Here is a 19,831-nt window from a genome sequence, read left to right on the forward strand (position 1 = left end):
AGAACAGGCATGACCGGGCTATTTGCGCCGGCGCATGCCTTCTTCGCGTTCCCATTTGCGCAGATGCGGGTAAGGGTCGAACGACCAGTCGGTCAGTCCGTTGTCCCGATACAGCCCATAGTGCAGATGAGGCGGAAATTTGCCGCTTGTGCCCGGCTTTCCGTAGCCGGAGCTGCCGACCCAACCGACAACTTGCCCAGGCTTGACGATGGTCCCGAGCGTGACTTCTTTTTTATTGAAGCCGGACAGGTGAGCGTAATAATGGTACACATTGTTTAAATCGCGAATGCCGATCCGCCAGCCTCCGTACGGATTCCAGCCCATCACCTCGACGATGCCGTACGTGGCGCTGCGAACCGGGACGCCATGTCCGGCGAACAGGTCGGTTCCTTCATGAATCCGGTAGCCGCCCCAGCCTCGGCTTGCTCCCCAGGTGCTGCGGTAGGAATAATCGGCGCTCAAGGGCAGCACAAAGCAGTGCTCATGCAAATCTAATGTGCCATAGGCGGCATAAATCGCCGAAAACTGCTCGATCCGCTGCACGCCGCGCGCGTTATGGTAATGGTTCCAAAGGGCGATCCGGATGTCCTCATGCGAGCTTCCTTGCCGCAGCAGCACGCTTGCCATCGTGTACAGCCTGTCCAGCTCGTTCGTCCGGTCCGCCAGTCCATCGCCGGAGCCGTCCTGCCCAAGACCGCCAAAGTAAGCGATGCTTGCTTTGTTTTGGTCCTCGTGATCCGGATTCAGAATGCCGCCCCACTGCAGGTCAGTGAACGTTACCGCGATTAAGCCGTCGGGAACAGCATTTTTTTTAGCCAAATTCAACGTCCGTTCATACTGATCAATCGCCGCCAGCGTATGCCAGGGAATACCGGTCAGCGCACTCACTTGGTCAAACAAAGCCTTGCGCTCCGCAAAGGCGACCTTCATCGGAACCGACGGCTTGTCCTTGGGGGAGGCAGGCGCTCCGATCGAAGCCAGCTTTGCGGCCAACATTTTTTTCGGCATAGCGACGCCTGTGGCCGCTCTGTGACCTGTCTCTGGCTGGACCGCCGCGATGGTCAGCGATCCTTTCACTGAAACGCCGTGAACAGCTGTCTGGTGCGCATACACCGGCGATTCGCCGTTGATTAAGGCGGCTAGCAGCGTACTGCACAGCCAGATCGAGGAAACTTTTGTCAAGGAACTTGTCATGAGAATTGCTCTCCTCCCGCTGCTTGGGTTGCGCATGCTCGCGCATCGAATATAGTAGATAACGTTAGCTTGCGCGCACTGCTGGCTTTTTATCAGATTTAGCGAGAAAACTCAGACTCTTCAGGTAGGAAACAAATCGTGAGGTGGCTTTATACGAACGTACGTGCTATGATTGGCTATGAAAATCTGCATGTGGAAGGAGGCTGTGTGCAATGCTTCATCACAAGGCTTTCAAGTTTCGTTTGTATCCAACGCCGGAACAAGTAATGCTGTTCCGCAAGACGATTGGATCCGCGCGATTTGTATTCAATCACTTCCTGTCTCTGTGGAACGATACGTTTGCCAAAATGGGAAAAGGGTTGTCGTATGCAGCTTGCGCAGCACAGCTTCCTGCCCTGAAACGTAAATTGCTTTGGCTTAGCGAAGTCGATAGCATCGCAATGCAATCCGCGGTTCGCCATGTCGCAGACAGCTTTGATCGCTTTTTCAAAAAGCAAAATCAAGACTGTCGCGGCGCACGCCAGGCGGCTCCAATTGGCGCAAGGCCAAACAGAAGGTTGCTCGCTACCATGAAAAGATATGCAATAGCCGTCGTGATCATCTGCACAAGCTAACGACAAGGTGGATTCGCGAGAGCCAAGTGATCTGCCTGGAAACGTTGGACATTGCGGGCATGTTAAAGAATCATAAGTTAACAAAATGGATTGCAGATGCCGCTTGGGGCGAACTGAGCAGGCAGCTCCATGACAAGGCGATATGGTATGGGCGAACAATTAAAGAAGCTCCTTCCTATGCACCGACAAGTCAACAATGTCATGATTGCGGTCATCTCCATTCTGAAGTCAAAGACTTGTCCGTACGCAAGTGGGTCTGCAAAAAGTGCGGAATTCACCATGATCTAGATGTCAATGCCGCACGTAATATTGTCGCTATGGCAATATCGTGTGAAACTGCGGGAACCGTAGGGGTTGCTTGCTCATAAGAAGCCGAAGGCTTCTGTTTGCAAGAATTTTCTGCTTCAAGCGCTAGCTAAGCGGAGGAGTGTTCAACCTGTGCCAGGTTTGATAAGATGTTGAGGAGGAGGGAAATACGGATGCTATTTAACCATCGTGAAGAGCACGTGGACCCCGGAATGCTGCTTATTCAGGCCAATCTGGATGACATGAACCCGGAGTTTACTTCTTATATTACAGATCGTCTGCTGGAGGCCGGAGCCAATGACGTGTATTGGGTCCCGATCATTATGAAAAAAGGGCGTCCCGGCGTCATGCTGAACGTATTAACCGATGAGCATAAGGCGGGCGAGCTGGAAGCGATTGTATTTGCGGAAACGACGACGATTGGCTTGCGCTACCTGCGGGCCGAGTGCCACCGGCTTGGGCGGCAATTTATTGCCGTAGAAACGGCATGGGGACCGCTGCACGTCAAGGCGGCCTTTCATCAGGGGAAGCTGGTGCAGTTTGCTCCGGAATTCAAAGAATGCGAAGGGGTCGCCCGGGCGCATCAGGTGCCGCTGAAGCAGGTTTATGATGAGGTGCGGCGGCAGTTTCTGGAGCAGCATAGCGAATAGCCAGTAGCCAACATCAGCCTTCCCAACTCCGAAATGGCGAACAACCAGCGGTCCCGACTAGCGAACAGCCAGCGCTCCGAGCCGTCCAACGTACCACGCTGGCAAGCAAACGGTCCCGCGGCAGGCCGGAGTGGGAAACAGGGGAGTCGGATGTGTCAGCATGGTTACGTGTTTAACCACCTACGTATTCAACGGGGTGAACGATGAAGCTGCCGAATGTTTAACCGGCTGTACGGTTAAGCAGGCGGATCATTCATGCCCAACAGCAAAAACACGTCAGATCGGCTGACGTGTTTTTAGTGCTGTTCATAGCTTGCAGCTGTTAAGCTGTCGTAAGGTTATTCCCCTTAATAATCAACCTTTTGAACCGAGCTGCGCCATGCCTGAAACGGCTTGAGGCTTTCCGGGGAGGAGAGCTTCTGCATCGGCAGTGAGCGCTGCTCCAGCGGCAAGGCGATTTGCTCATAAATAAAATGATCGTCGAAGCCGATTTCGGCCGCATCCCGCTGCGTGCCAGCGAAAAATACGGCATCCGGCCGCGCCCAGTAAATGGCTCCGATGCACATCGGACACGGCTCGCAGCTTGTATAAATGGTGCAGCCGTCCAACTGGAAGCTGCCAAGCTGCCGGCATGCCTCGCGAATGGCCTGAACCTCCGCATGTGCGGTCGGGTCGCAAGAGGAGGTTACCTCATTACGTCCCCTGCCGATGATTTGGCCGTCTTTGACGACGATGGCGCCGAAAGGACCTCCATGACCCGAAGCAACGTTGTCGTAAGCGAGTTGAATAGCCATCTGCATAAAATGCTCGTGATTCATCTGCACCTCTCCTTTGCAATCGTGTCGATCCCTTACATGGAATTAGTGCTTTTCGTGACGTTCCTCGTCGTGATGGTGGTGAAGACCATGTCCATGGTTCAGCTTGAGTGTTGGAGCATTGGCATGAAGCTGCCCATTTTCTTCCTGCTCCTCCTGCTCCTCGTGATGATGGTCATGCGAGTGGTCGTGCCCATGCCCGCCGTGGTGATGGTCATGAGTGTGATCATGACCATGCCCGCCGTGATGGTGATCATGAGAGTGGTCATGACCATGCCCGCCGTGATGGTGATCATGAGAGTGGTCGTGCCCATGCCCGCCGTGATGGTGATCATGAGAGTGGTCATGCCCATGCCCGCCGTGATGGTGGTCATGAGAGTGGTCATGCCCATGCCCGCCGTGATGGTGGTCATGCGAATGACCGTGTCCATGATGATGATGGTGCTCCTCATGATGGTGCGTATGGCTGTGCTCGTGGCGCAGATCATCATGATGCACATGCCATTTGTTCAGGTAGGGGTCCGCCTTCCCGATGACGACCCGCAGTACGTTCGGCTGATTCGGCAAATCGCGTGTGCCGGCCCCATAACCGATGGATTCGACGATCATGGGCGGCAGCCCTTTGGCAAATTCATCGACCAGACCGGCGATAATGCCGGCTCCTGTCGGGGTAGTCATTTCGAGCGAGTAGCCGGTCGTGGCGATCGGCAAGCCGCGCATCATTTCCAGCGTAGCGGGGGCGGGAACCGGATAAATGCCATGATCGCACTGAACCGTACCTGATCCGAGCGGAACGGCCGACGACAGTACCTTATCAATGTCCAATGAATCCAGCGCCAGAGCGACGCCGATGACATCGGCAATCGAATCAATCGCGCCGACCTCGTGAAAGTGGACGCGTTCAACCGGGATATCGTGGATTTTTGCTTCGGCGATCGCAATTTTTTCGAAAATACTCAAGCTCAGCTTGACGACTCGCTCATTAAAGCCTGCGCCCTCGATCATCCGGACGATTTCCGAGTAGTGGCGATGATGCTGCGGCGGGTGGGACGGGTCAAGCAGCACATCCGCTTTCAATGAAGAAATGCCTTTTTTATTGACCCGTTTCCATTCGATACGGAAAGGCTCGACCTTAATTTTATTCAGCTCTTCTTCAATATAAGCACGATCTGCGCCTGCATCTACAAGAGCAGCCAGCGTCATGTCGCCGCTGATGCCGGAAAAGCAGTCCAGGTATAAAATTTTCATCGCTCATCCCTCTTTGTCCGATTCTTGACGATCAAGGCTGCGTTGTATCCTGCGCCAAAGCCATTGTCGATGTTTACGACGGAAATGCCCGGCGCACAGGCGTTTAACATCGTAAGCAGGGCGGCTACGCCCTGAAAGCTGGCTCCATAGCCAATACTTGTCGGAACGGCGATAATCGGCACGGACACAAGCCCGCCTAGTACGCTGACCAGCGCGCCCTCCATGCCAGCGACGCCGACAATCGCGTCAGCCTGGCGGATTTGCGGCAGGCGGCGGAACAGCCGGTGAATGCCAGCGACGCCGACATCATAAATTCGTTCAACACGACAGCCGAGATATTCGGCGGTCACGGCCGCCTCCTCTGCGACCGGAACATCGGACGTTCCGGCGCAAACGACCGCGATCAGGCCGCCGCTGTCCACCGGTCTGGCTGCCGCATCCGGCTGCCAGATCATCGCGCGGGCCTCGGCATGGTAAACCGCTCCTGGAAGCCGCTCCAGCAGATGGGCAGCCTTGTCCGCATTCACCCGCGTAGCCAGTGCGCGGCCGTTGTGGCTGCCCAGCCGTTCCATGATGGCAGCAATTTGCTCGACGGATTTGCCTTCGCCATAGACGACCTCCGGGAAGCCGGTCCGCTCGGCGCGGCGCACATCAAGCTGGGCGTAGCTTAGCGAATCGTCGATTGCAGAGCCTCCGGCAAAGGCGAGCTCCGCCTCCGCCGCTGGCGCAACCGCTTCGTCACGCCGCTGCGGCTGCCCGTCCACGCTGACGACGGCTGCGGGCCCGGACGCCGCAGACGCAGCCAGCGCTTCCTCCAGCAGCCGTTTTGCTTCGGCGACATCGAGATCTCCGGATTGCACAAGCTTAAGTATATGGTCCACATTCATCATTGAAAGCAGGTCCTCCTAAGTGAAACATGGTACACTTCCTCGTTAGTGTAGCATATTTCCAAACCGAGTGAAATTCACAGGGTATAGATTGTTCGTCGTTTCATGTTATAATAATGGGTAACAAACAACATGCAGAGCTCCGCATTTTAGCAGGAAAGCAGGGAAACTATGGCTACATCATCAGTGGAACGCAAGCCGGCCTGGCTAAAAACCAAGCTCGCTAACGGTGAGTCTTATAAAGAAATCAAAAACATGATGCGCGATAAAACGCTTCATACGGTATGTGAGGAAGCGAAGTGTCCGAACATTCACGAATGCTGGGCCAATCGGACGGCGACGTTTATGATTCTTGGCGATATTTGTACCCGGGCTTGCCGGTTTTGCGCGGTGAAAACAGGGCTGCCGACGGAGCTTGACTTGCAGGAGCCGGAGCGTGTCGCCGAAACGTCGGAGAAAATGGGGCTGCGTCACGTCGTCGTTACCTCGGTGGCGCGCGACGATTTGCAGGATGGCGGCGCTTCGATTTTTGCAGCGACGATTCGTGCGATCCGCGCCCGTCTGCCGTTGTCCGGCGTCGAGGTACTGATTCCGGACTTTCAGGGAGATGAGGCGGCACTGCGCACCGTGCTGGAAGCGAAGCCGCATATTTTGAATCATAACGTGGAGACGGTGGAACGGATGTCAGATCGGGTCAGAGCCCGAGCTAAATACCGCCGGTCGCTAGAACTGCTGGAGCGCTCCAAGCGGATTGCGCCCTCGATCCCGACCAAGTCCAGTATTATGCTCGGCGTCGGCGAGACATGGGATGAGATTTTGCAGACGATGGACGACCTTCGCGCGATAGACTGCAATATTTTCACCATCGGACAGTATATGCAGCCGAGCTTGCAGCATTTGCCGGTCAGCATGTATTATACGCCGGAACAATTCGCCGAATTAAAAGAGGAAGGCATGAAACGCGGGTTCAAGCATGTCGAGTCCGGTCCGCTGGTCCGCAGCTCCTACCATGCCCATGATCAGGTGAAATCCGCTCAGCAGTCGTAACCAGGGGAGGCATAAATCGTGATCCATATTGCGAACAAAACATATGAGGTTCTTGTCGATCACAAGAACGGCTGGCGCCTTGATGCATTTCGCGACCGCTACAGCGAGGTGCTGGATCGCTACGATTATGTCGTCGGAGATTGGGGCTACAGTCAGCTGAGGCTTAGAGGATTTTTCAAGGATACGCATCCCAAGGGAACGAAGGATACGATTATTTCAACCATCCACGACTATTTGAATGAATACTGCAACTTCGGCTGCGCCTACTTTATTCTGGAGAAGGTTGCAACCCGCGAGCTTGCTCCTTCCGAGGGAGAGCCGGTGCTAGCCGAGGAAGAATACGAGCAGGCGCAAGGGGCGCGTCAGCACCGGGCGCAGGAGCGCAAGGAGCAGATCGCGGCCCGTCAGGTCGCCACCGTCCAGACGTCGGCGGCAACCGGCGAAAACGCGAAGCCGCACGAGCGTCCAGGCCCGCGGCACAATCGGAGCCAGCAGGGCGGGCGCGGGCAGCACGATAAGCATCAGCAAGATCAATCGTCCGGCAAGCCAAACGGCGGCTACAAGTCGGGCGGCTTCCGCCAGAAGGACGGCAAGTCCGGCGGCGGACCCCAGCGCCTGGGACAGGGGCAGCAAGGGACGCACCGTCATGAGCGCGGCGATCGTCCGGATCGCGGAGAGCGCCCAGAGCGTGGCGATCGTCAGGACCGTGGTGATCGTCCAGACCGTGGAGATCGCCCTGAGCGCGGTGATCGTCCAGAGCGTGGCGATCGTCCGGACCGCGCGGAGCGGCCGCATACGGGAGGGCGCTCCGGCGGCCATCCGAATTCGCGTGCAAACAAGCCTCAACCGAAGGCTAACTCGCATACGAACCCGAATACCGGCCCCAAACCGAAAACGGAATCGTCTCGCGTGTGAGGTAAACCGAAACAAGCCCTCGACGCTTCGCCTTGGCGAAGCGTCAGGGGCTTGTTTCGGTTTAAACCTATGTACAGCCTGATGCCGCAGGTCACGTTACATCATATCGTAACCGATGAACGCTTCGCGTACCCGACTCCAGAACGGAAACGGGCGGAAACGGGCGAACTTTACCTTTTTACCGGCGGCGACCATACTGCGAATCGACAAAATATCGTTGCGCTGCATATACACATGGTCCAGCGATAAAATAATTGTTTGATTCGCTCGCGGATACATATCGCAATGATGATGCTTGGGCAGCAAAATCGGCGAACCGAGCGTCCGGAACACGCGATTGTTAATCGAAGCGATTTCGGCGATTTGAATGGTGTCAAGCGACGGATGAACGATGGCACCCCCAAGGCTTTTATTGTACGCGGTGCTGCCTGAAGGGGTCGATATACAGATGCCGTCTCCCCGGAACGTCTCCAGCAGCTCGTCGTTAATATGCAGCTCGGCGACCAAGGTCGCATCGACGCCTTTAATGGTAAATTCGTTTAGCGCCAGCTCTGTTTCAATGCCGTTTGCGGTTGTAATCTGAATTTCCACAAGCGGGTATTTCACGACGCGCAGGTCGTTTTGCTGTGCGCTTTCGCCCATCAGCTGAGCCAGCAGCTCGACTTCATCCGGCTTCCAGTCAGCGAAAAAACCAAGCCGGCCGGTATGAATACCGACAAATGCGATATGGTCGAGCTGGTCTTTATACCGGTGAAACGCATGCAGCAGCGTGCCGTCCCCGCCGATCGACAGCACAATATCCGGATTGTCCTCCTCATGTGTCAGTCCCCGCTGCTGAATCAGCTGATGGAACGTATTCATCAATTGAAAGGATGTTTCGTCACCACGGTGAACGACGTTGTACTTCAACCGGTTGTCCTCCTCCAAGCTTTGTCAGAAAGCTATTCCGTAAGGGAGCGCCCCAGCTTTCAGCAGAAAGCTGCTTCTATAAGCTCCAGGCTTTTATCAAAAGCCAGTCCCCATCCATCATAAACAATCTGGCCGGAGAACACAATGTGCGCGTCACATGCCGTCGGGCGACTGTACTGGCTGTGCGAGCAGCAAACAGCCGCCTCGCGGGATCGCGGAGCGGCTGCTGCTGTCTGCCAGAGGCCAGCGCAGCCTAATACGACTTCACCAGCGGCAGCTCGAACGGGCTGGCGAAGCTGGCGCTGACAGGATATACCCGGATGCTGAAGTGAGCGCCGTGCCGGAGATGCGCCGGAATGCGGGCCACGTATACACATACGCCTTCGCTCAACTGGCGGGAAAGCTCCATAGGCGTAATGACCTGCTGCCAGCCGCCAGGCGTGTCTTCGTAATAAATCAGCTCAACGGCTGTATCCTGATGCCAGATCGGCCCGAACTGAATCGTTGCCGCTGCATCCTTCATGGCCGTGCCGGCTGTCAGCTGCTTGCTGCCGGACAACGCGTCGTTAACCTCAATAACGCGGACGTGATGCCAGTTGTCCAGCATAAATTTTTTGAAGTCGGCGACCTTGCGTGCTTCTTCATACGCATTGGCTAAAAACCGCTGGGTTCGCAGCAGCGTCGGCACGTAGGCCCCGGTTGTATAATCGGTAACCATCCGGTCCGTATTATAAACGGGGGCAAGCGTCCGGATCGAACGTTTCATCCGCCCGACCCACTGCGCCGGCAGCGCGCCTTGATTGTAATATAAGGGCACAATTTCGGCTTCCAGCACCTGATAGATCGACTGAATATTTTGGCGTTCCTGCGTTTCCGAATCGGCATGAATATCCGAGTCAATACTCCAGCCATTGCTGCCGTCGTATCCTTCCTCCCACCAGCCATCGAGCACGCTGAAATTGATGACGCCGTTCAGCGCCGCCTTTTGTCCGCTTGTACCGCTCGCCTCGTATGGCCGCCGCGGGTTGTTCAGCCACACATCGACGCCCTGCACAAGCGCGCGCGCGACATAAATATCATAGTTTTCCAGCAGCACAATTTTGCCCTTGAACCGCTCCAGCTGGGATACTCGGTGAATTTCCCGGATCATATCCTGGCCGGGACGGTCGGCCGGGTGCGCTTTGCCTGCAAAAATGAATTGCACGGGGCGGCGAGCATCGTTGACCAGCCGGTCAAGCCGGGGCAAATCGCTGAATATCAGCTGGGCGCGCTTGTAGGTTGCGAACCTGCGGGCAAAGCCGATCGTCAGCGTATGCTTGGACAGCCAGCCGCGCGCTTCCTGGGCTTCGCTTTCGCTCATGCCGCTGCGGCGTCGCTGCTCCAGCAAATTGGCGCGTGCGAGCCGGATCAGCTGTTCCTTCAACTCCTCATGCACGTTCCACAACGCTTCATTCGGAATCAGGTCGATGGCGCGCCATACATCGCGGTTTGTCTGGTTCAACGACCAATTGCCCGGCAGGAACCGGTTAAATAGCGTCTTCAGCTCCGGCGCCAGCCATGTGTCGAGATGAACGCCGTTGGTAATATGGGCAATCGGTACCTCCTGTACGTCCATAAGACCGTGGAAGGAACGAAACATTTCGCGGGACACATGACCATGCAGCTTGCTGACTCCGTTGCGCAGCGCTGATGTATGCAGTGCCAGATAGGTCATATTAAACGTTCCCCGCTGTCCGTCGAATCCGAGATTGGTCAGATCATGACGCAAGGACGGCTTACCGGCGAGCAGTCGGGAGAAATAGAAGTCAAACATAGCGAGCGGGAACGCATCATGCCCGGCCGGTACCGGGGTATGGGTGGTAAATACCGTGCTGGCACGGACAACCTCCAGCGCGACATGAAACGGCAATCCCCGGTCAAGCTGCTCCCTCAGCCGTTCGAAGGACAGGAACGCCGCATGGCCTTCGTTAATATGGAACGCCCCGGTCGGGATATCCATCGCCCGCAGCGCCCGAACGCCGCCTATGCCCAGCACGATTTCTTGTGCAATCCGTACATCCTGCCCCCCGCCATACAGCTGGGCGGTCAGCTCCCGGTCCCACGGGCTGTTGCTCTCTACATCGGTATCCAGCAGCAGCACGCGGATGCGTCCGACCAAGGCTTGCCACACCTTGACCTGGACAATCCGGTCGGCGATTTCTACAGCTACGACCAGCTCCCGGTTGTCCGGCTGCGCGACATTCGCGTCGGCATTTGCCGCTTCGTCAGCGCTTGACGGAACGGCGGTCCGCACAGGCCGAATCGGCAGCCGGCTAAAGTCGTAATGGAGGCTCTCCGCCAGCTGTGAGCCTTTGGCGTCCAGCTTCTGCTGGAAATAACCTCTGCGGTACAACAGCCCGACACCGATCAGAGGCACGCCGAGGTCGCTGGCGGATTTGCAATGATCTCCGGCGAGAATGCCAAGCCCTCCCGAATAAATAGGCAGCGATTCATGAAAGCCGAATTCAGCGGAGAAATAAGCGATCGCCTGGCGGGCCAACTGCGGGTGCTGCTGGCCGAACCGCGTCTCCGCGTTCATGTAGGCGTCGAACTGCTGCAGCACCGTTGCATAGGACTTGAGAAATGAGGTGTCGGAGGCTAGCCGGTCAAGCGTTTCGTCCGGCAACTCCGCCAATAGCTGCACGGGATTGTGATGGGACCGCCGCCACAGCTCGCCGTCCATACTTTCGAATAACGCCAGGGCGCTGTCATTCCAGCTGAACCAAAGGTTCAAAGCGAGCTCGGACAATCGCGTGATTGCGGCGGGCAGAGGGGTGGAGCGGATCGAATACATCGTGGGCATGGGGTCACCTCATATTCAAAATAATAGTTGACGCGCAGGTTTCCGACTGATCTACCTAGTATTCGAAGTTCGAATCCGGTTCATGCACAGCTGAAGCAGGCGCCAGCAGACCGACAACAGCAGCAGGGCAGCCAACATGCCGAGCAGCAGCCCTAATGCGTGCGGCAGCGTGTGATGAACCCAGACTGTCACCGGCCGTGTCATGTCAATGGCTGAAGGGGCCGCGCTGACCGGGAGAAGCAGGGGGCTAAACGGCTTCCATAACAGCATGACCAGCATAGCGGCCAGCAATCCATGCACGCAGCGCGCGAGCGCAAACGGGGTATACCGGAACGGCGTCCGGTGCAGCACGCTGATAATTTGCGCATGCACGGATAAGCCGCCCCAAGACAGCACCCAGGCGGCAATCGCCGTCTGGTACATCAGCGGCACGCCCGCCGCGCTGCCCGCCGCCTTGGCGCCAAGCGTAACCTCGAAGAAGCCGTTGACCACCGCTTGGGATAAGGCGGCTGGAAGTCCGAAGCTGTGGAGCAGCGCATCGACACCGGCATAAATGTAAGCCATCACGCCCGCCGAGGCCATCACCTCCATCACAACGGAAAAAAATACGACGAGCCCGCCGATCACAAACGACATCTGCAGCCCTGACGAAAGCGATTGCGTCACCATCACGCCCAGCGGCCGTCCGTCCTGCAGCCGTGCCCGGTGCATCGCTTCAAAGGCCTGCTTCGTCAGCCCGGCGTTTCGCCGCGGCGGCTGGCCGCCGCCCTCTTGAAGCTGCAGCCCGTCATTACCCGCTGCCCGCCTTCCGTGAAACCGCATCAGCAGGCCAACGAGCAGCGCCGCGCCGTAGTGAGCCGCCGCCAGCATGCTGGCGAGCGCGGCATTGTGGAAGAAGCCGACGGAGACGGCGCCGATCAGAAAGATCGGATCGGAGGAAGTCGTGAACGCAACGAGCCGCTCGCCTTCGTCCCGATTGACCAGCCGCTGCTCGTAAAGCTGGGCCGTTAATTTGGCCCCGACCGGGTAACCTGAGGCAAAGCCAAGCGCCATCACAAAGCCGCCTATGCCGGGAATTCGAAACAGAGGGCGCATCAGCGGATCAAGCAGCATGCCGAAAAAATGGACAATCCCGATGCCCAGCATCAGCTCTGAGATGACGAAGAAGGGGAACAGCGCCGGAAATAAAACATCCCACCAGATCGAGATGCCTCTCAGGGACGCTTGCAGGGAAGGTTCCGGATAGGCGAGTATCAGGCAGGCAAGCAGGACAGCCATTCCTGCGACAAGCAGCAAGGCGGGATTCGCGATGCGCACGCAACAATCACTTCCTCTCCGTGAAAAAGCCTGTCTTTCTTGTATATGTCGGGTGAACCGAAGACATGCTTGTACGGAGCGGCGCATGCAATGCCAAAATTATTGAGAAGGCTTACAAAAGTGCTGAATGTTGAGCGGTTTTATGGTACAATGGCACTACTATGAGAATGGGAGTGATCCTTATGATGGGTGTTATTGCTGGAGTTCTCGTATGTGCATTCGTCTATGTCATAAGGGAAACCTTGATGACCTCAGGTGAAGAAGACTATAATTAACTGGCGCGCTGCACCGTTACATGCGATAAGAGCTTTTTGTTACCTTTTACGATGCTAGGGCGTATGCGTTAGCATCTTTTTACGTTCTGTCCGAAGGGCGATTGCCCGGACGAATGCTTGGTGTGGAAGGAGTTGGGGAAAGATGTCTGAACAGACAAGAGGCGGACAGCTAACCATTTATGAAGCGCTTGGCGGAGCCGAGGGCATTCGCGGGATTGTGAGCTGCTTTTATCCCAAGGTGCAGCAGCATCCGCTGCTCGGCACGTTGTTTCCGGCAAATATTTTACCTGTCCAGGAGAAGCAGATTTTGTTTTTGACCCAATTTTTCGGCGGACCGGCTTTGTATTCAGATCAGTATGGGCATCCGATGATGCGGGCTCGTCATTTGCCGTTTCCGGTCACGGAGGAGCGGGCCGATGCATGGCTGGGCTGCATGGAGCAGGCTTTGACAGAAGCAGGGGTGGAGCGGCAGCTGCAGCTGGCAGTGCTGGAACGGCTCAAGGGGCCGGCGTATCATTTTGTGAACAGCTAGACAGAGCCTGAAGGCGAGAAGCATTTTGTTCAGCCTGAGACAGAGATCAGATGAGAAAACAACCGGATTACGGAGGAGAAGGAAGGTAAGCTGTGGTAGAACCGTTATTTCAAGCCAATGTGCAGTGTCCTCAATGCGAGACTGAGTTCAAGTCCTCGCGGGTCCGTCCCAGCTTCAAGCGTTCGGTGAAAACGGACACCGATTTTTGTCTGCACTATAAGGATGTGAATCCCGACCATTACGTCGTGCGCGTATGCCCGTCATGCGGCTTTGCCGGGACGGAAAATTCGAAGACGATGCTGACGCCCTTCCAGCGCAAGCTGTTTCAGGAAAAGATCGGCTCGCAGTGGACCTACCGGGATTTCAGCGGAGAGCGCCGCTGGGAGGATGCGCTGGATGCTTACAAGCTCGCGCTGATCTGCTCGCAGGCAGTCAATGAACAGGCCAGGCTGACAGCCAGCCTGCTGCATCAAATTGCGTGGCTGTATCGCAGCAAGGGCGACGCCGAGCAGGAGAAGCGATTTCTTCGGTATGCGCTGGCTGAATATATCCGGGCATTCGAGACGGAAGCGGGCGAGATGAACAATGCCCGGCTGATGTATCTGATCGGCGAGCTGCATCGGCGGCTGGATGAGTTCAACGAAGCTGTCCGCTGGTTTTCCCGCGTGGTCAATGACAAGCGTATTATGGACGCGGGGATGATTCGCGCGTGCCGCGAGCAGTGGCAGGCTGTTCGTGAAGAGATGGAGGAGCGCAAGCTGCAGCTGAGCGAGGACATTCAGGAAGCCTGAAAAAAAGCTTAAAGCATTCCGGCCGGAGGCGGCAGGCGTACTTTAAGCTTTTTGTCGTGGCGCTCTAGACGGCGCTGGCTTTCCGCCCCCAAAACGATCATCCGCGTGATGAGGTCGCCTTCGGCTCGCTGCACGGGCAGACCGGCTAGTTGTCCTTGCGGGACAACGCCCGGTTGGCAAGCAAGTAATCGCCGTCTGCTTCTACAAGCGTCAGCCTGCTGCGGCAGCATGGCAGGACGAGCAGCTTTTTGATGCCTTCCTTCAGCTCGTCCAGCTCACGAAGCCCGAGCGGCAGTAAAATATGCGTCTTGTCGCAGAAAGGGCAGCTTGGAATAAACAAGTCCTTTCCGACGCGGTCATACGGCCAGGTTCGCTCAAAGGGAATCATCAGCGTTACTCGGCGGTCGGCTTGCCAGCTGCCCGGCCCGCGTCAGCGTTCGCTGCGCCGGAACGGTCTGCTGTGTCTTGTCCATCCGTCTCCTGTTTGACGGCGTCGGCCGGGGCATCAGATGCGGCAGCGCCATCGTCCGGCTTGGCGTTAGCCAGCTCGGCCAGCTTTTGCAGCAAAATATGCTGTGGCATATGCATGAGATGCTCCAGCGGCACCTTTAGCTGCTTGGCAAGCTTTTGTGCAGTGTCTGGGGAAATTTGCAAAGGTCTCATCACTTCGTTCGCTCCCGTCCGTTCAAGGTTCGCTTTCATTTAAGCATACTCGGCCTATGCTTTTCAACCGCAATTTGGTGAAACCTGGATGCCTGGATAGGCTTCCGGACAAGATTGTGGTTAAATAGAAGCGAATAGAAAAATTTGGAGCTGAAAGGTGCGGTGATTGTTATGCAAAATCCGTTATCGCAAACGTGGGACCTTAACCGTTTTTTTACGGGAGGAAGCCAGTCGGCTGATTTTCAGGCATTTCTGAATAAGCTGGAGCACGAGCTGGCGGAGCTGCGGGGTTGGTTGAACGAGCTTGAGGCTCCGCAGACGGCCGCTGAAACGGCGCATGTGCTGCCGATCATCGAATGGCTGCAGGCTGTGCTGCTGTCGCTTCGCGAAGCCGGGTCCTTCACGGGCTGCCTCACTGCCGAAAATCAGCATGACAAGGGGGCAGTGATGCTGGCGGGCAAAGTCAAGACCCTTGAAGCCGATTATGCGACGGCGTCAACGCTGTTCGATGATTTGCTGACGCGAATCGGCGAAGAGGCTTGGACCGCGCTGCTGGCGCAGCCGCAGGTTGCGGAAATCGTGTACCCGCTGCAGGAGCGCAGAGCGCTGGCGGCTGACAAGCTTCCACCGGAGCAGGAAGCGCTCATTAACGATCTGGCGGTTGACGGCTACCACGGCTGGGGCGAGCTGTACAATACGACCGTCAGCAAATTCAGGCTTCCATTCGAGGAAAACGGTAAGGTTACCGAATTATCCGCAGGTCAGGCAGCCAACCGGATGCATAGCGCAGACCGGGACGTACGTCAGAGGCTGTTTCGTCAATGGGAAACGGCTTGGGGGGAGCATGCGGATTATTGCGCAGATGCGCTGAATCATCTCGGCGGGTTTCGACTGAAGCTGTACGAGCGCCGGGGCTGGGCGGACATTCATAAGGAACCGCTGGACATTAACCGGATGTCGAAGGAAACGCTGGATGCGATGTGGAATGTGATCGAAGGCGGCAAGCATTGGTTTGTCCGTTATCTGGAGCGCAAGGCGCAGCTGCTCGGCGTGCCTAAGCTGAGCTGGTACGATGTGGAGGCTCCAGTCGGCGAAGGGAGTCAAACGTTCACTTATGATGAAGGCGCGCAGTTGATCGTCGAGCAATTTCAACGATTTAGCCCGAAGCTGGCGGAGTTTACGGTCAAAGCGTTCGAAAACCGGTGGATTGAAGCGGAAGATCGCGATGGCAAGCGCCCTGGAGGTTTTTGCACGTCGTTTCCTGTTTCGGAGGAAACCCGGATTTTCATGACGTATGCCGGAACGGCGTCCAATGTCGCTACCTTGGCGCATGAGCTTGGTCACGGGTATCATCAGCATGTGATGAATGACCTGCCGGCGCTTGCGCAGGAATATGCGATGAATGTAGCGGAAACGGCATCAACCTTTGCCGAGATGGTGGTGGCGGATGCCGCAGTGAAGGCGGCCGCAACGGAAGCGGAACGGCTGACCTTGCTGGAGGACAAAATTCAACGGTCTGTCGCTTTTTATATGAATATTCATGCCCGCTTTTTATTTGAAACGGAATTTTATGAGGAGCGCCGTCAAGGACTCGTTAGCGTCGAACGGCTGAATGAGCTGATGGAGAGTGCGCAGAAGCGGGCGTTCCGCGATGCGCTGGAGGACTACCATCCGCATTTTTGGGCGTCCAAGCTGCATTTTTACATTACCGAGGTGCCGTTCTACAACTTCCCGTACACGTTCGGTTATATGTTCAGCACCGGCTTGTATGCGGAGGCGCTGCAGCGGGGCGATGCGTTTGAAGAGCAATATATCGCGCTGCTCCGCGATACAGGACGCTTGACAGTAGAAGATCTGGCGATGAAGCATCTCGGCATTGATTTGCGCAAGCCGGATTTCTGGCAGCGGGCGCTGGACTTGTCCGTTGCGGATGTGGAAGAGTTTTTGCGTCTGACCTGATTTACAGACCGTATCGAACGAAAAGCTACCTCGGAACCACAAATGCAGCCTCGTCGAACGTGCTTCGATCCGAAGCTTTAACAAGCAGCCAGGTGAGCGGACTAAAGCTTGCCTGGCTGCTGTTTGCTGTTGCTTTTGCCGGGTCTGGCCTGCCTTGGCCGCTACAGCTTGAAAATGCTCATCGTCTGCTGCAGCCGGGTAACAAGCCGGGTCATTTGCTCGGACTGCGTAACGATGGCTTGCACAGCGGCGATCTGATCGCTCATCGAAGCGGACACTTCCTCTGTGCCGGCGGCGGATTGCTCGGTAATGGCCGAGATATTTTCCATCGTCGCAGAAATTTGCTGGGCGCTGGCCAGCATCTGCTCGCTTTCCCCGGCGAACGCGGAAATATGCTCCGAGATAAAGGAAACGCTGCTTACGATTTCAGCAAACACGGATTCCGTTTCGACAATAAGCCTCGTTTGCTCTTCCACGACTTGCTCGTTTTCTTTCATTGATGAAAGCGCTTGTGAAATGCTTTGTTCAATACTGCGCACGAGACCAAATACTTCCTTGGTTGAGGTGGTCGATTCCTCGGCCAGCTTGCGCACCTCCTGAGCGACAACGGCAAACCCTTTGCCATGCTCGCCTGCGCGGGCCGCCTCAATCGAAGCGTTTAACGATAACAGATTCGTTTGCTCGGCGATGTCGGAAATAGATCGGGTCATGGTCGAAATGCCATTGGCTAACTCGGCCAGGGAGTGGATCGCCTGGGAAACGAGAGCCGTCGCTTCGACGTTTTTGCGTACGCCTTCACTTTGGGTTTCCACCGACTGCAGCCCTTTCTGAACTAACGCAAGCGTATGGCCCGAGCGGGCATTCATTTCCCTCGTCGAGCCGGTAAAGGTTGCTACCTTCAGCTCAATGTCCTTCGTCGCGGCGGAGGCGCTGCCGATTTCCTCTGAAATTTGACTGGCCCCGGCAGCGAGTTCATTAGCGGCTGTTGCAGCCTCTTCCAGCACCTTTTTCATCCGTTCGTTGCGTTGGTAAATATCCCGGCTGGAGTCCGACACCTCGCGCGAAGCTTTTCCCGTGTCGGTTAAAATGTCCCGCATCTTCTCGGTCATCTTGTTAAAGGAATCGGCGAGTTCGCCCAAAGCATCATCGGAGCGGAGCGAGATTTTCGCCGTAAAATCACCTTTGGCAATATTGAGCGCTGCTCTGGAAATATCGCTAATCGGTTCTGTAAGCGCTCTCTCAAGAAATCTGACAAAAGGAACAGTCAGGCCGATCAATGCCGCCAGGACGAGTAATCCCAAGACGATCCCGGAGTCCGCCCGCAGCATGAAAAACAACATCGCTACGGAGAACAGCCCTACAATGGCATAGCAGCCCATGTAAAGCTTTGATCTGAACGAAAAGGAGGAAAATAAGTTCATAGCCAACGCCCCTTCAAAATCTAGGATTAATGACTCACTAGCATGGTTTTTTCCTGTGGTAATTATATCATCACCTGGAACAAATGGTCTACGGGAAATAGGTCGGAAGATTCAGGACCAAATGTTAAATTTTTTGGCGAATAAAGTAAATCATTGTTGAACATTTTTCGACTCTGTCTTATAATGGCGCTACAGGCCTGTTATACAATATATTCCAAATAATAAAATGAAAGGGGCTAGTCTATGATTCTGGAGCAGCTTCCGTTGGCCAGACAATTGGATCTCGTATTCCGGGAATTGAGGGAGGAATTAACGACGCTCACATCGGGAACTGTGTTTGTTCAAATTCGCAACAATATGGTGGGTAAATTCGGAATTCGTGCTTTCCCTCTGGAAAGTAAAGGAACCGAAGTGAAAAAAGCGGACCGTGGCTTGTCGGAAAGCCATCAATTATCGTTCCGGCAAACAGCCTTGGAGTCGCTGAAGCTGAAAAAATGGTCGCACGGAGAAATCCAGTTTGAATTTGCAATGCGGCAAAACTTGTTGTGCACCTCCGTAACGTTCGAATCGAATTACAACATGGCGAATTTGCTCGGCTCATCCCGCTCGAAAAATCAGGAATCGTAGGTAGGCAATAGCCCTTAGCTATTATAAAGTTCAAGATGCAAGGTTAAGGCAGCAACTGTTTCTTTTATTTTTTGAAAGCGCTATTATTTAGATCCCTGCGGGAAAAGGCTGGCGCTTGCTGGTTTCGTGCCGGTCTTTTCCTGCTCGAAGGTATGAGGTCTGTTATGGTATACTGAACGTACCCTGTTGTTCGGCGAGGTGATTTCATTTGGAGGATCTGTTAAGGCAAATTTTGCAGGAAGTTCAGAAGAACAGCCGTGACCTGGCTGTCTTAAAGGCCGACGTAGCAGAGTTGAAGACGGACGTGGCCGAGTTGAAGGTCGAAATGTCTGCGGTGAAAGAGGATGTAGCTGTCCTAAAGGCTGATGTTGCAGAGCTGAAGGTCGATGTTGCAGAGCTGAAGGTCGATGTTGCAGAGCTGAAGGTCGAAATGACTGTAATGAAAGCTCAAATGTCTTCCATGCAGGCTGAAATGTCTTCCATGCAAACCGAGATGTCTTCCATGCAAACCGAGATGTCTTCCATGCAAACCGAGATGTCTTCGATGAAGACGGACATTTCAGTGATGCAGACGGATATCAAGCAATTAAACACAGCGGTGGATACCGCACATGCGGAGAATATCAAATCCGATGACTTTATTGTCAGAACACTGCTCGACTACAAGGCCGTCGTCAATAATGAACTGATCACGTACGAGCATCAATTTAAGGTGATTAATAATGATTTGTTACGGGTCAAAAGCGATGTGGAACGATTGAAAAGCCGGTAGGCGGTGGATGCCGTCGTTCCCGGTGGCGATAGCAAACCTACCGCTGC

19 protein-coding genes and 1 pseudogene are annotated in these 19,831 nt (G+C 55.3%); 10 read left to right on the top strand and 10 right to left on the bottom strand.

From position 1 onward, the window contains the following. Nucleotides 1–18: 18 nt before the first annotated feature. Nucleotides 19–1,008: a M23 family metallopeptidase gene (locus AC6ROY_RS13905; RefSeq protein WP_500101253.1), complete on the bottom strand. Its 990-nt coding sequence runs from the start codon at nt 1,006–1,008 to the stop codon at nt 19–21. A gap of 398 nt (nt 1,009–1,406) precedes the next feature. Between AC6ROY_RS13905 and AC6ROY_RS13910 the strand changes: the two genes are divergently transcribed. From AC6ROY_RS13910 to larC2, 3 genes are all read left to right on the top strand, one after another. After that, the gene (locus tag AC6ROY_RS13910) at nt 1,407–1,808 is read left to right on the top strand and encodes a helix-turn-helix domain-containing protein (RefSeq protein ID WP_500101128.1); all 402 of its coding nucleotides are present in this window, start codon (nt 1,407–1,409) and stop codon (nt 1,806–1,808) included. Next, complete coding sequence (locus AC6ROY_RS13915) at nt 1,700–2,176, top strand: RNA-guided endonuclease TnpB family protein (protein WP_500101254.1); 477 nt, start codon at nt 1,700–1,702, stop codon at nt 2,174–2,176. The genes AC6ROY_RS13910 and AC6ROY_RS13915 overlap by 109 nt, the downstream gene beginning before the upstream one ends. Nucleotides 2,177–2,287: 111 nt before the next feature. After that, nucleotides 2,288–2,764: a nickel pincer cofactor biosynthesis protein LarC2 gene (gene larC2, locus AC6ROY_RS13920; protein ID WP_500101129.1), complete on the top strand. Its 477-nt coding sequence runs from the start codon at nt 2,288–2,290 to the stop codon at nt 2,762–2,764. A gap of 347 nt (nt 2,765–3,111) precedes the next feature. On the opposite strand, the gene AC6ROY_RS13925 is transcribed toward larC2, so the two are convergent. The 3 genes from AC6ROY_RS13925 to larB are packed head-to-tail and all read right to left on the bottom strand — an operon-like array spanning nt 3,112 to nt 5,717. After that, entirely contained in the window at nt 3,112–3,582 is a 471-nt protein-coding gene (locus AC6ROY_RS13925; RefSeq protein ID WP_500101130.1) for a nucleoside deaminase, read from the bottom strand. A 42-nt stretch (nt 3,583–3,624) separates the two neighbouring features. After that, complete coding sequence (larC, locus tag AC6ROY_RS13930; RefSeq protein WP_500101131.1) at nt 3,625–4,827, bottom strand: nickel pincer cofactor biosynthesis protein LarC; 1,203 nt, start codon at nt 4,825–4,827, stop codon at nt 3,625–3,627. After that, nucleotides 4,824–5,717, bottom strand: coding sequence for a nickel pincer cofactor biosynthesis protein LarB (larB, locus tag AC6ROY_RS13935; RefSeq protein ID WP_500101132.1), 894 nt, complete (start codon nt 5,715–5,717; stop codon nt 4,824–4,826). The genes larC and larB overlap by 4 nt, the downstream gene beginning before the upstream one ends. A 168-nt stretch (nt 5,718–5,885) precedes the next feature. Here larB and lipA point away from each other — a divergent pair, with 168 nt between their 5' ends. Both lipA and AC6ROY_RS13945 read left to right on the top strand, forming a co-directional pair. After that, complete coding sequence (gene lipA / locus AC6ROY_RS13940; protein ID WP_500101134.1) at nt 5,886–6,761, top strand: lipoyl synthase; 876 nt, start codon at nt 5,886–5,888, stop codon at nt 6,759–6,761. 18 nt (nt 6,762–6,779) lie between these two features. Then, the gene (locus tag AC6ROY_RS13945) at nt 6,780–7,676 is read left to right on the top strand and encodes a YutD family protein (RefSeq protein ID WP_500101136.1); all 897 of its coding nucleotides are present in this window, start codon (nt 6,780–6,782) and stop codon (nt 7,674–7,676) included. 96 nt (nt 7,677–7,772) lie between these two features. Here AC6ROY_RS13945 and AC6ROY_RS13950 read toward each other — a convergent pair whose 3' ends face one another. The 3 genes from AC6ROY_RS13950 to spoVV form a co-directional block, all read right to left on the bottom strand. Then, the gene (locus AC6ROY_RS13950) at nt 7,773–8,585 is read right to left on the bottom strand and encodes an NAD kinase (protein WP_500101138.1); all 813 of its coding nucleotides are present in this window, start codon (nt 8,583–8,585) and stop codon (nt 7,773–7,775) included. A 253-nt stretch (nt 8,586–8,838) separates the two neighbouring features. Beyond that, nucleotides 8,839–11,427, bottom strand: coding sequence for an alpha-glucan family phosphorylase (glgP, locus tag AC6ROY_RS13955; RefSeq protein WP_500101139.1), 2,589 nt, complete (start codon nt 11,425–11,427; stop codon nt 8,839–8,841). A 51-nt stretch (nt 11,428–11,478) separates the two neighbouring features. Next, nucleotides 11,479–12,705 carry a dipicolinic acid transporter SpoVV gene (gene spoVV / locus AC6ROY_RS13960; protein WP_500101255.1) on the bottom strand — a complete coding sequence of 409 codons (1,227 nt, stop codon included), beginning with the start codon at nt 12,703–12,705 and terminating at the stop codon, nt 11,479–11,481. Between the two features lie 456 nt (nt 12,706–13,161). Here spoVV and AC6ROY_RS13965 point away from each other — a divergent pair, with 456 nt between their 5' ends. Both AC6ROY_RS13965 and AC6ROY_RS13970 read left to right on the top strand, forming a co-directional pair. Next, nucleotides 13,162–13,551 (top strand): globin domain-containing protein, encoded by a 390-nt coding sequence (locus AC6ROY_RS13965; protein ID WP_500101141.1) that lies wholly within the window; start codon nt 13,162–13,164, stop codon nt 13,549–13,551. A gap of 92 nt (nt 13,552–13,643) precedes the next feature. Further along, nucleotides 13,644–14,342 carry a DUF2225 domain-containing protein gene (locus tag AC6ROY_RS13970; protein WP_500101142.1) on the top strand — a complete coding sequence of 233 codons (699 nt, stop codon included), beginning with the start codon at nt 13,644–13,646 and terminating at the stop codon, nt 14,340–14,342. Between the two features lie 145 nt (nt 14,343–14,487). On the opposite strand, the gene AC6ROY_RS13975 is transcribed toward AC6ROY_RS13970, so the two are convergent. Both AC6ROY_RS13975 and AC6ROY_RS13980 read right to left on the bottom strand, forming a co-directional pair. After that, on the bottom strand, nt 14,488–14,730 hold the full coding sequence (locus tag AC6ROY_RS13975; RefSeq protein WP_500101143.1) for a hypothetical protein: 243 nt from the start codon (nt 14,728–14,730) through the stop codon (nt 14,488–14,490). A gap of 125 nt (nt 14,731–14,855) precedes the next feature. After that, nucleotides 14,856–15,005, bottom strand: a pseudogene (locus tag AC6ROY_RS13980) (YycC family protein); the annotation flags it as partial. Nucleotides 15,006–15,176: 171 nt separating this feature from the next. On the opposite strand from AC6ROY_RS13980, the gene AC6ROY_RS13985 reads away from it, so the two are divergent. Beyond that, nucleotides 15,177–16,964: a M3 family oligoendopeptidase gene (locus tag AC6ROY_RS13985; RefSeq protein ID WP_500101144.1), complete on the top strand. Its 1,788-nt coding sequence runs from the start codon at nt 15,177–15,179 to the stop codon at nt 16,962–16,964. Nucleotides 16,965–17,125: 161 nt separating this feature from the next. On the opposite strand, the gene AC6ROY_RS13990 is transcribed toward AC6ROY_RS13985, so the two are convergent. Continuing rightward, on the bottom strand, nt 17,126–18,385 hold the full coding sequence (locus tag AC6ROY_RS13990; RefSeq protein ID WP_500101146.1) for a methyl-accepting chemotaxis protein: 1,260 nt from the start codon (nt 18,383–18,385) through the stop codon (nt 17,126–17,128). Between the two features lie 243 nt (nt 18,386–18,628). On the opposite strand from AC6ROY_RS13990, the gene AC6ROY_RS13995 reads away from it, so the two are divergent. Together AC6ROY_RS13995 and AC6ROY_RS14000 are read left to right on the top strand one after the other, a co-directional pair. Next, complete coding sequence (locus tag AC6ROY_RS13995) at nt 18,629–19,012, top strand: O-methyltransferase (protein WP_500101147.1); 384 nt, start codon at nt 18,629–18,631, stop codon at nt 19,010–19,012. 208 nt (nt 19,013–19,220) lie between these two features. After that, the gene (locus tag AC6ROY_RS14000; RefSeq protein ID WP_500101148.1) at nt 19,221–19,784 is read left to right on the top strand and encodes a hypothetical protein; all 564 of its coding nucleotides are present in this window, start codon (nt 19,221–19,223) and stop codon (nt 19,782–19,784) included. Nucleotides 19,785–19,831 lie beyond the last annotated feature (47 nt).

The sequence above is a fragment of the Paenibacillus sp. sg306046 genome, assembly GCF_059821225.1.

Bases quoted from the DNA above. Each gene is read 5' to 3' on its own strand.
- AC6ROY_RS13995 (WP_500101147.1), top strand. From the start codon at position 18,629: ATGATTCTGGAGCAGCTTCCGTTGGCCAGACAATTGGATCTCGTATTC.
- spoVV (WP_500101255.1), bottom strand. From the start codon at position 12,705: ATGGCTGTCCTGCTTGCCTGCCTGATACTCGCCTATCCGGAACCTTCC.
- AC6ROY_RS13975 (WP_500101143.1), bottom strand. From the start codon at position 14,730: ATGATTCCCTTTGAGCGAACCTGGCCGTATGACCGCGTCGGAAAGGAC.
- AC6ROY_RS13985 (WP_500101144.1), top strand. From the start codon at position 15,177: ATGCAAAATCCGTTATCGCAAACGTGGGACCTTAACCGTTTTTTTACG.
- lipA (WP_500101134.1), top strand. From the start codon at position 5,886: ATGGCTACATCATCAGTGGAACGCAAGCCGGCCTGGCTAAAAACCAAG.
- AC6ROY_RS13905 (WP_500101253.1), bottom strand. From the start codon at position 1,008: ATGCCGAAAAAAATGTTGGCCGCAAAGCTGGCTTCGATCGGAGCGCCT.
- larB (WP_500101132.1), bottom strand. From the start codon at position 5,717: ATGATGAATGTGGACCATATACTTAAGCTTGTGCAATCCGGAGATCTC.
- larC (WP_500101131.1), bottom strand. From the start codon at position 4,827: ATGAAAATTTTATACCTGGACTGCTTTTCCGGCATCAGCGGCGACATG.
- glgP (WP_500101139.1), bottom strand. From the start codon at position 11,427: ATGCCCACGATGTATTCGATCCGCTCCACCCCTCTGCCCGCCGCAATC.
- AC6ROY_RS13990 (WP_500101146.1), bottom strand. From the start codon at position 18,385: ATGAACTTATTTTCCTCCTTTTCGTTCAGATCAAAGCTTTACATGGGC.
- AC6ROY_RS13910 (WP_500101128.1), top strand. From the start codon at position 1,407: ATGCTTCATCACAAGGCTTTCAAGTTTCGTTTGTATCCAACGCCGGAA.
- AC6ROY_RS13925 (WP_500101130.1), bottom strand. From the start codon at position 3,582: ATGAATCACGAGCATTTTATGCAGATGGCTATTCAACTCGCTTACGAC.
- AC6ROY_RS13965 (WP_500101141.1), top strand. From the start codon at position 13,162: ATGTCTGAACAGACAAGAGGCGGACAGCTAACCATTTATGAAGCGCTT.
- larC2 (WP_500101129.1), top strand. From the start codon at position 2,288: ATGCTATTTAACCATCGTGAAGAGCACGTGGACCCCGGAATGCTGCTT.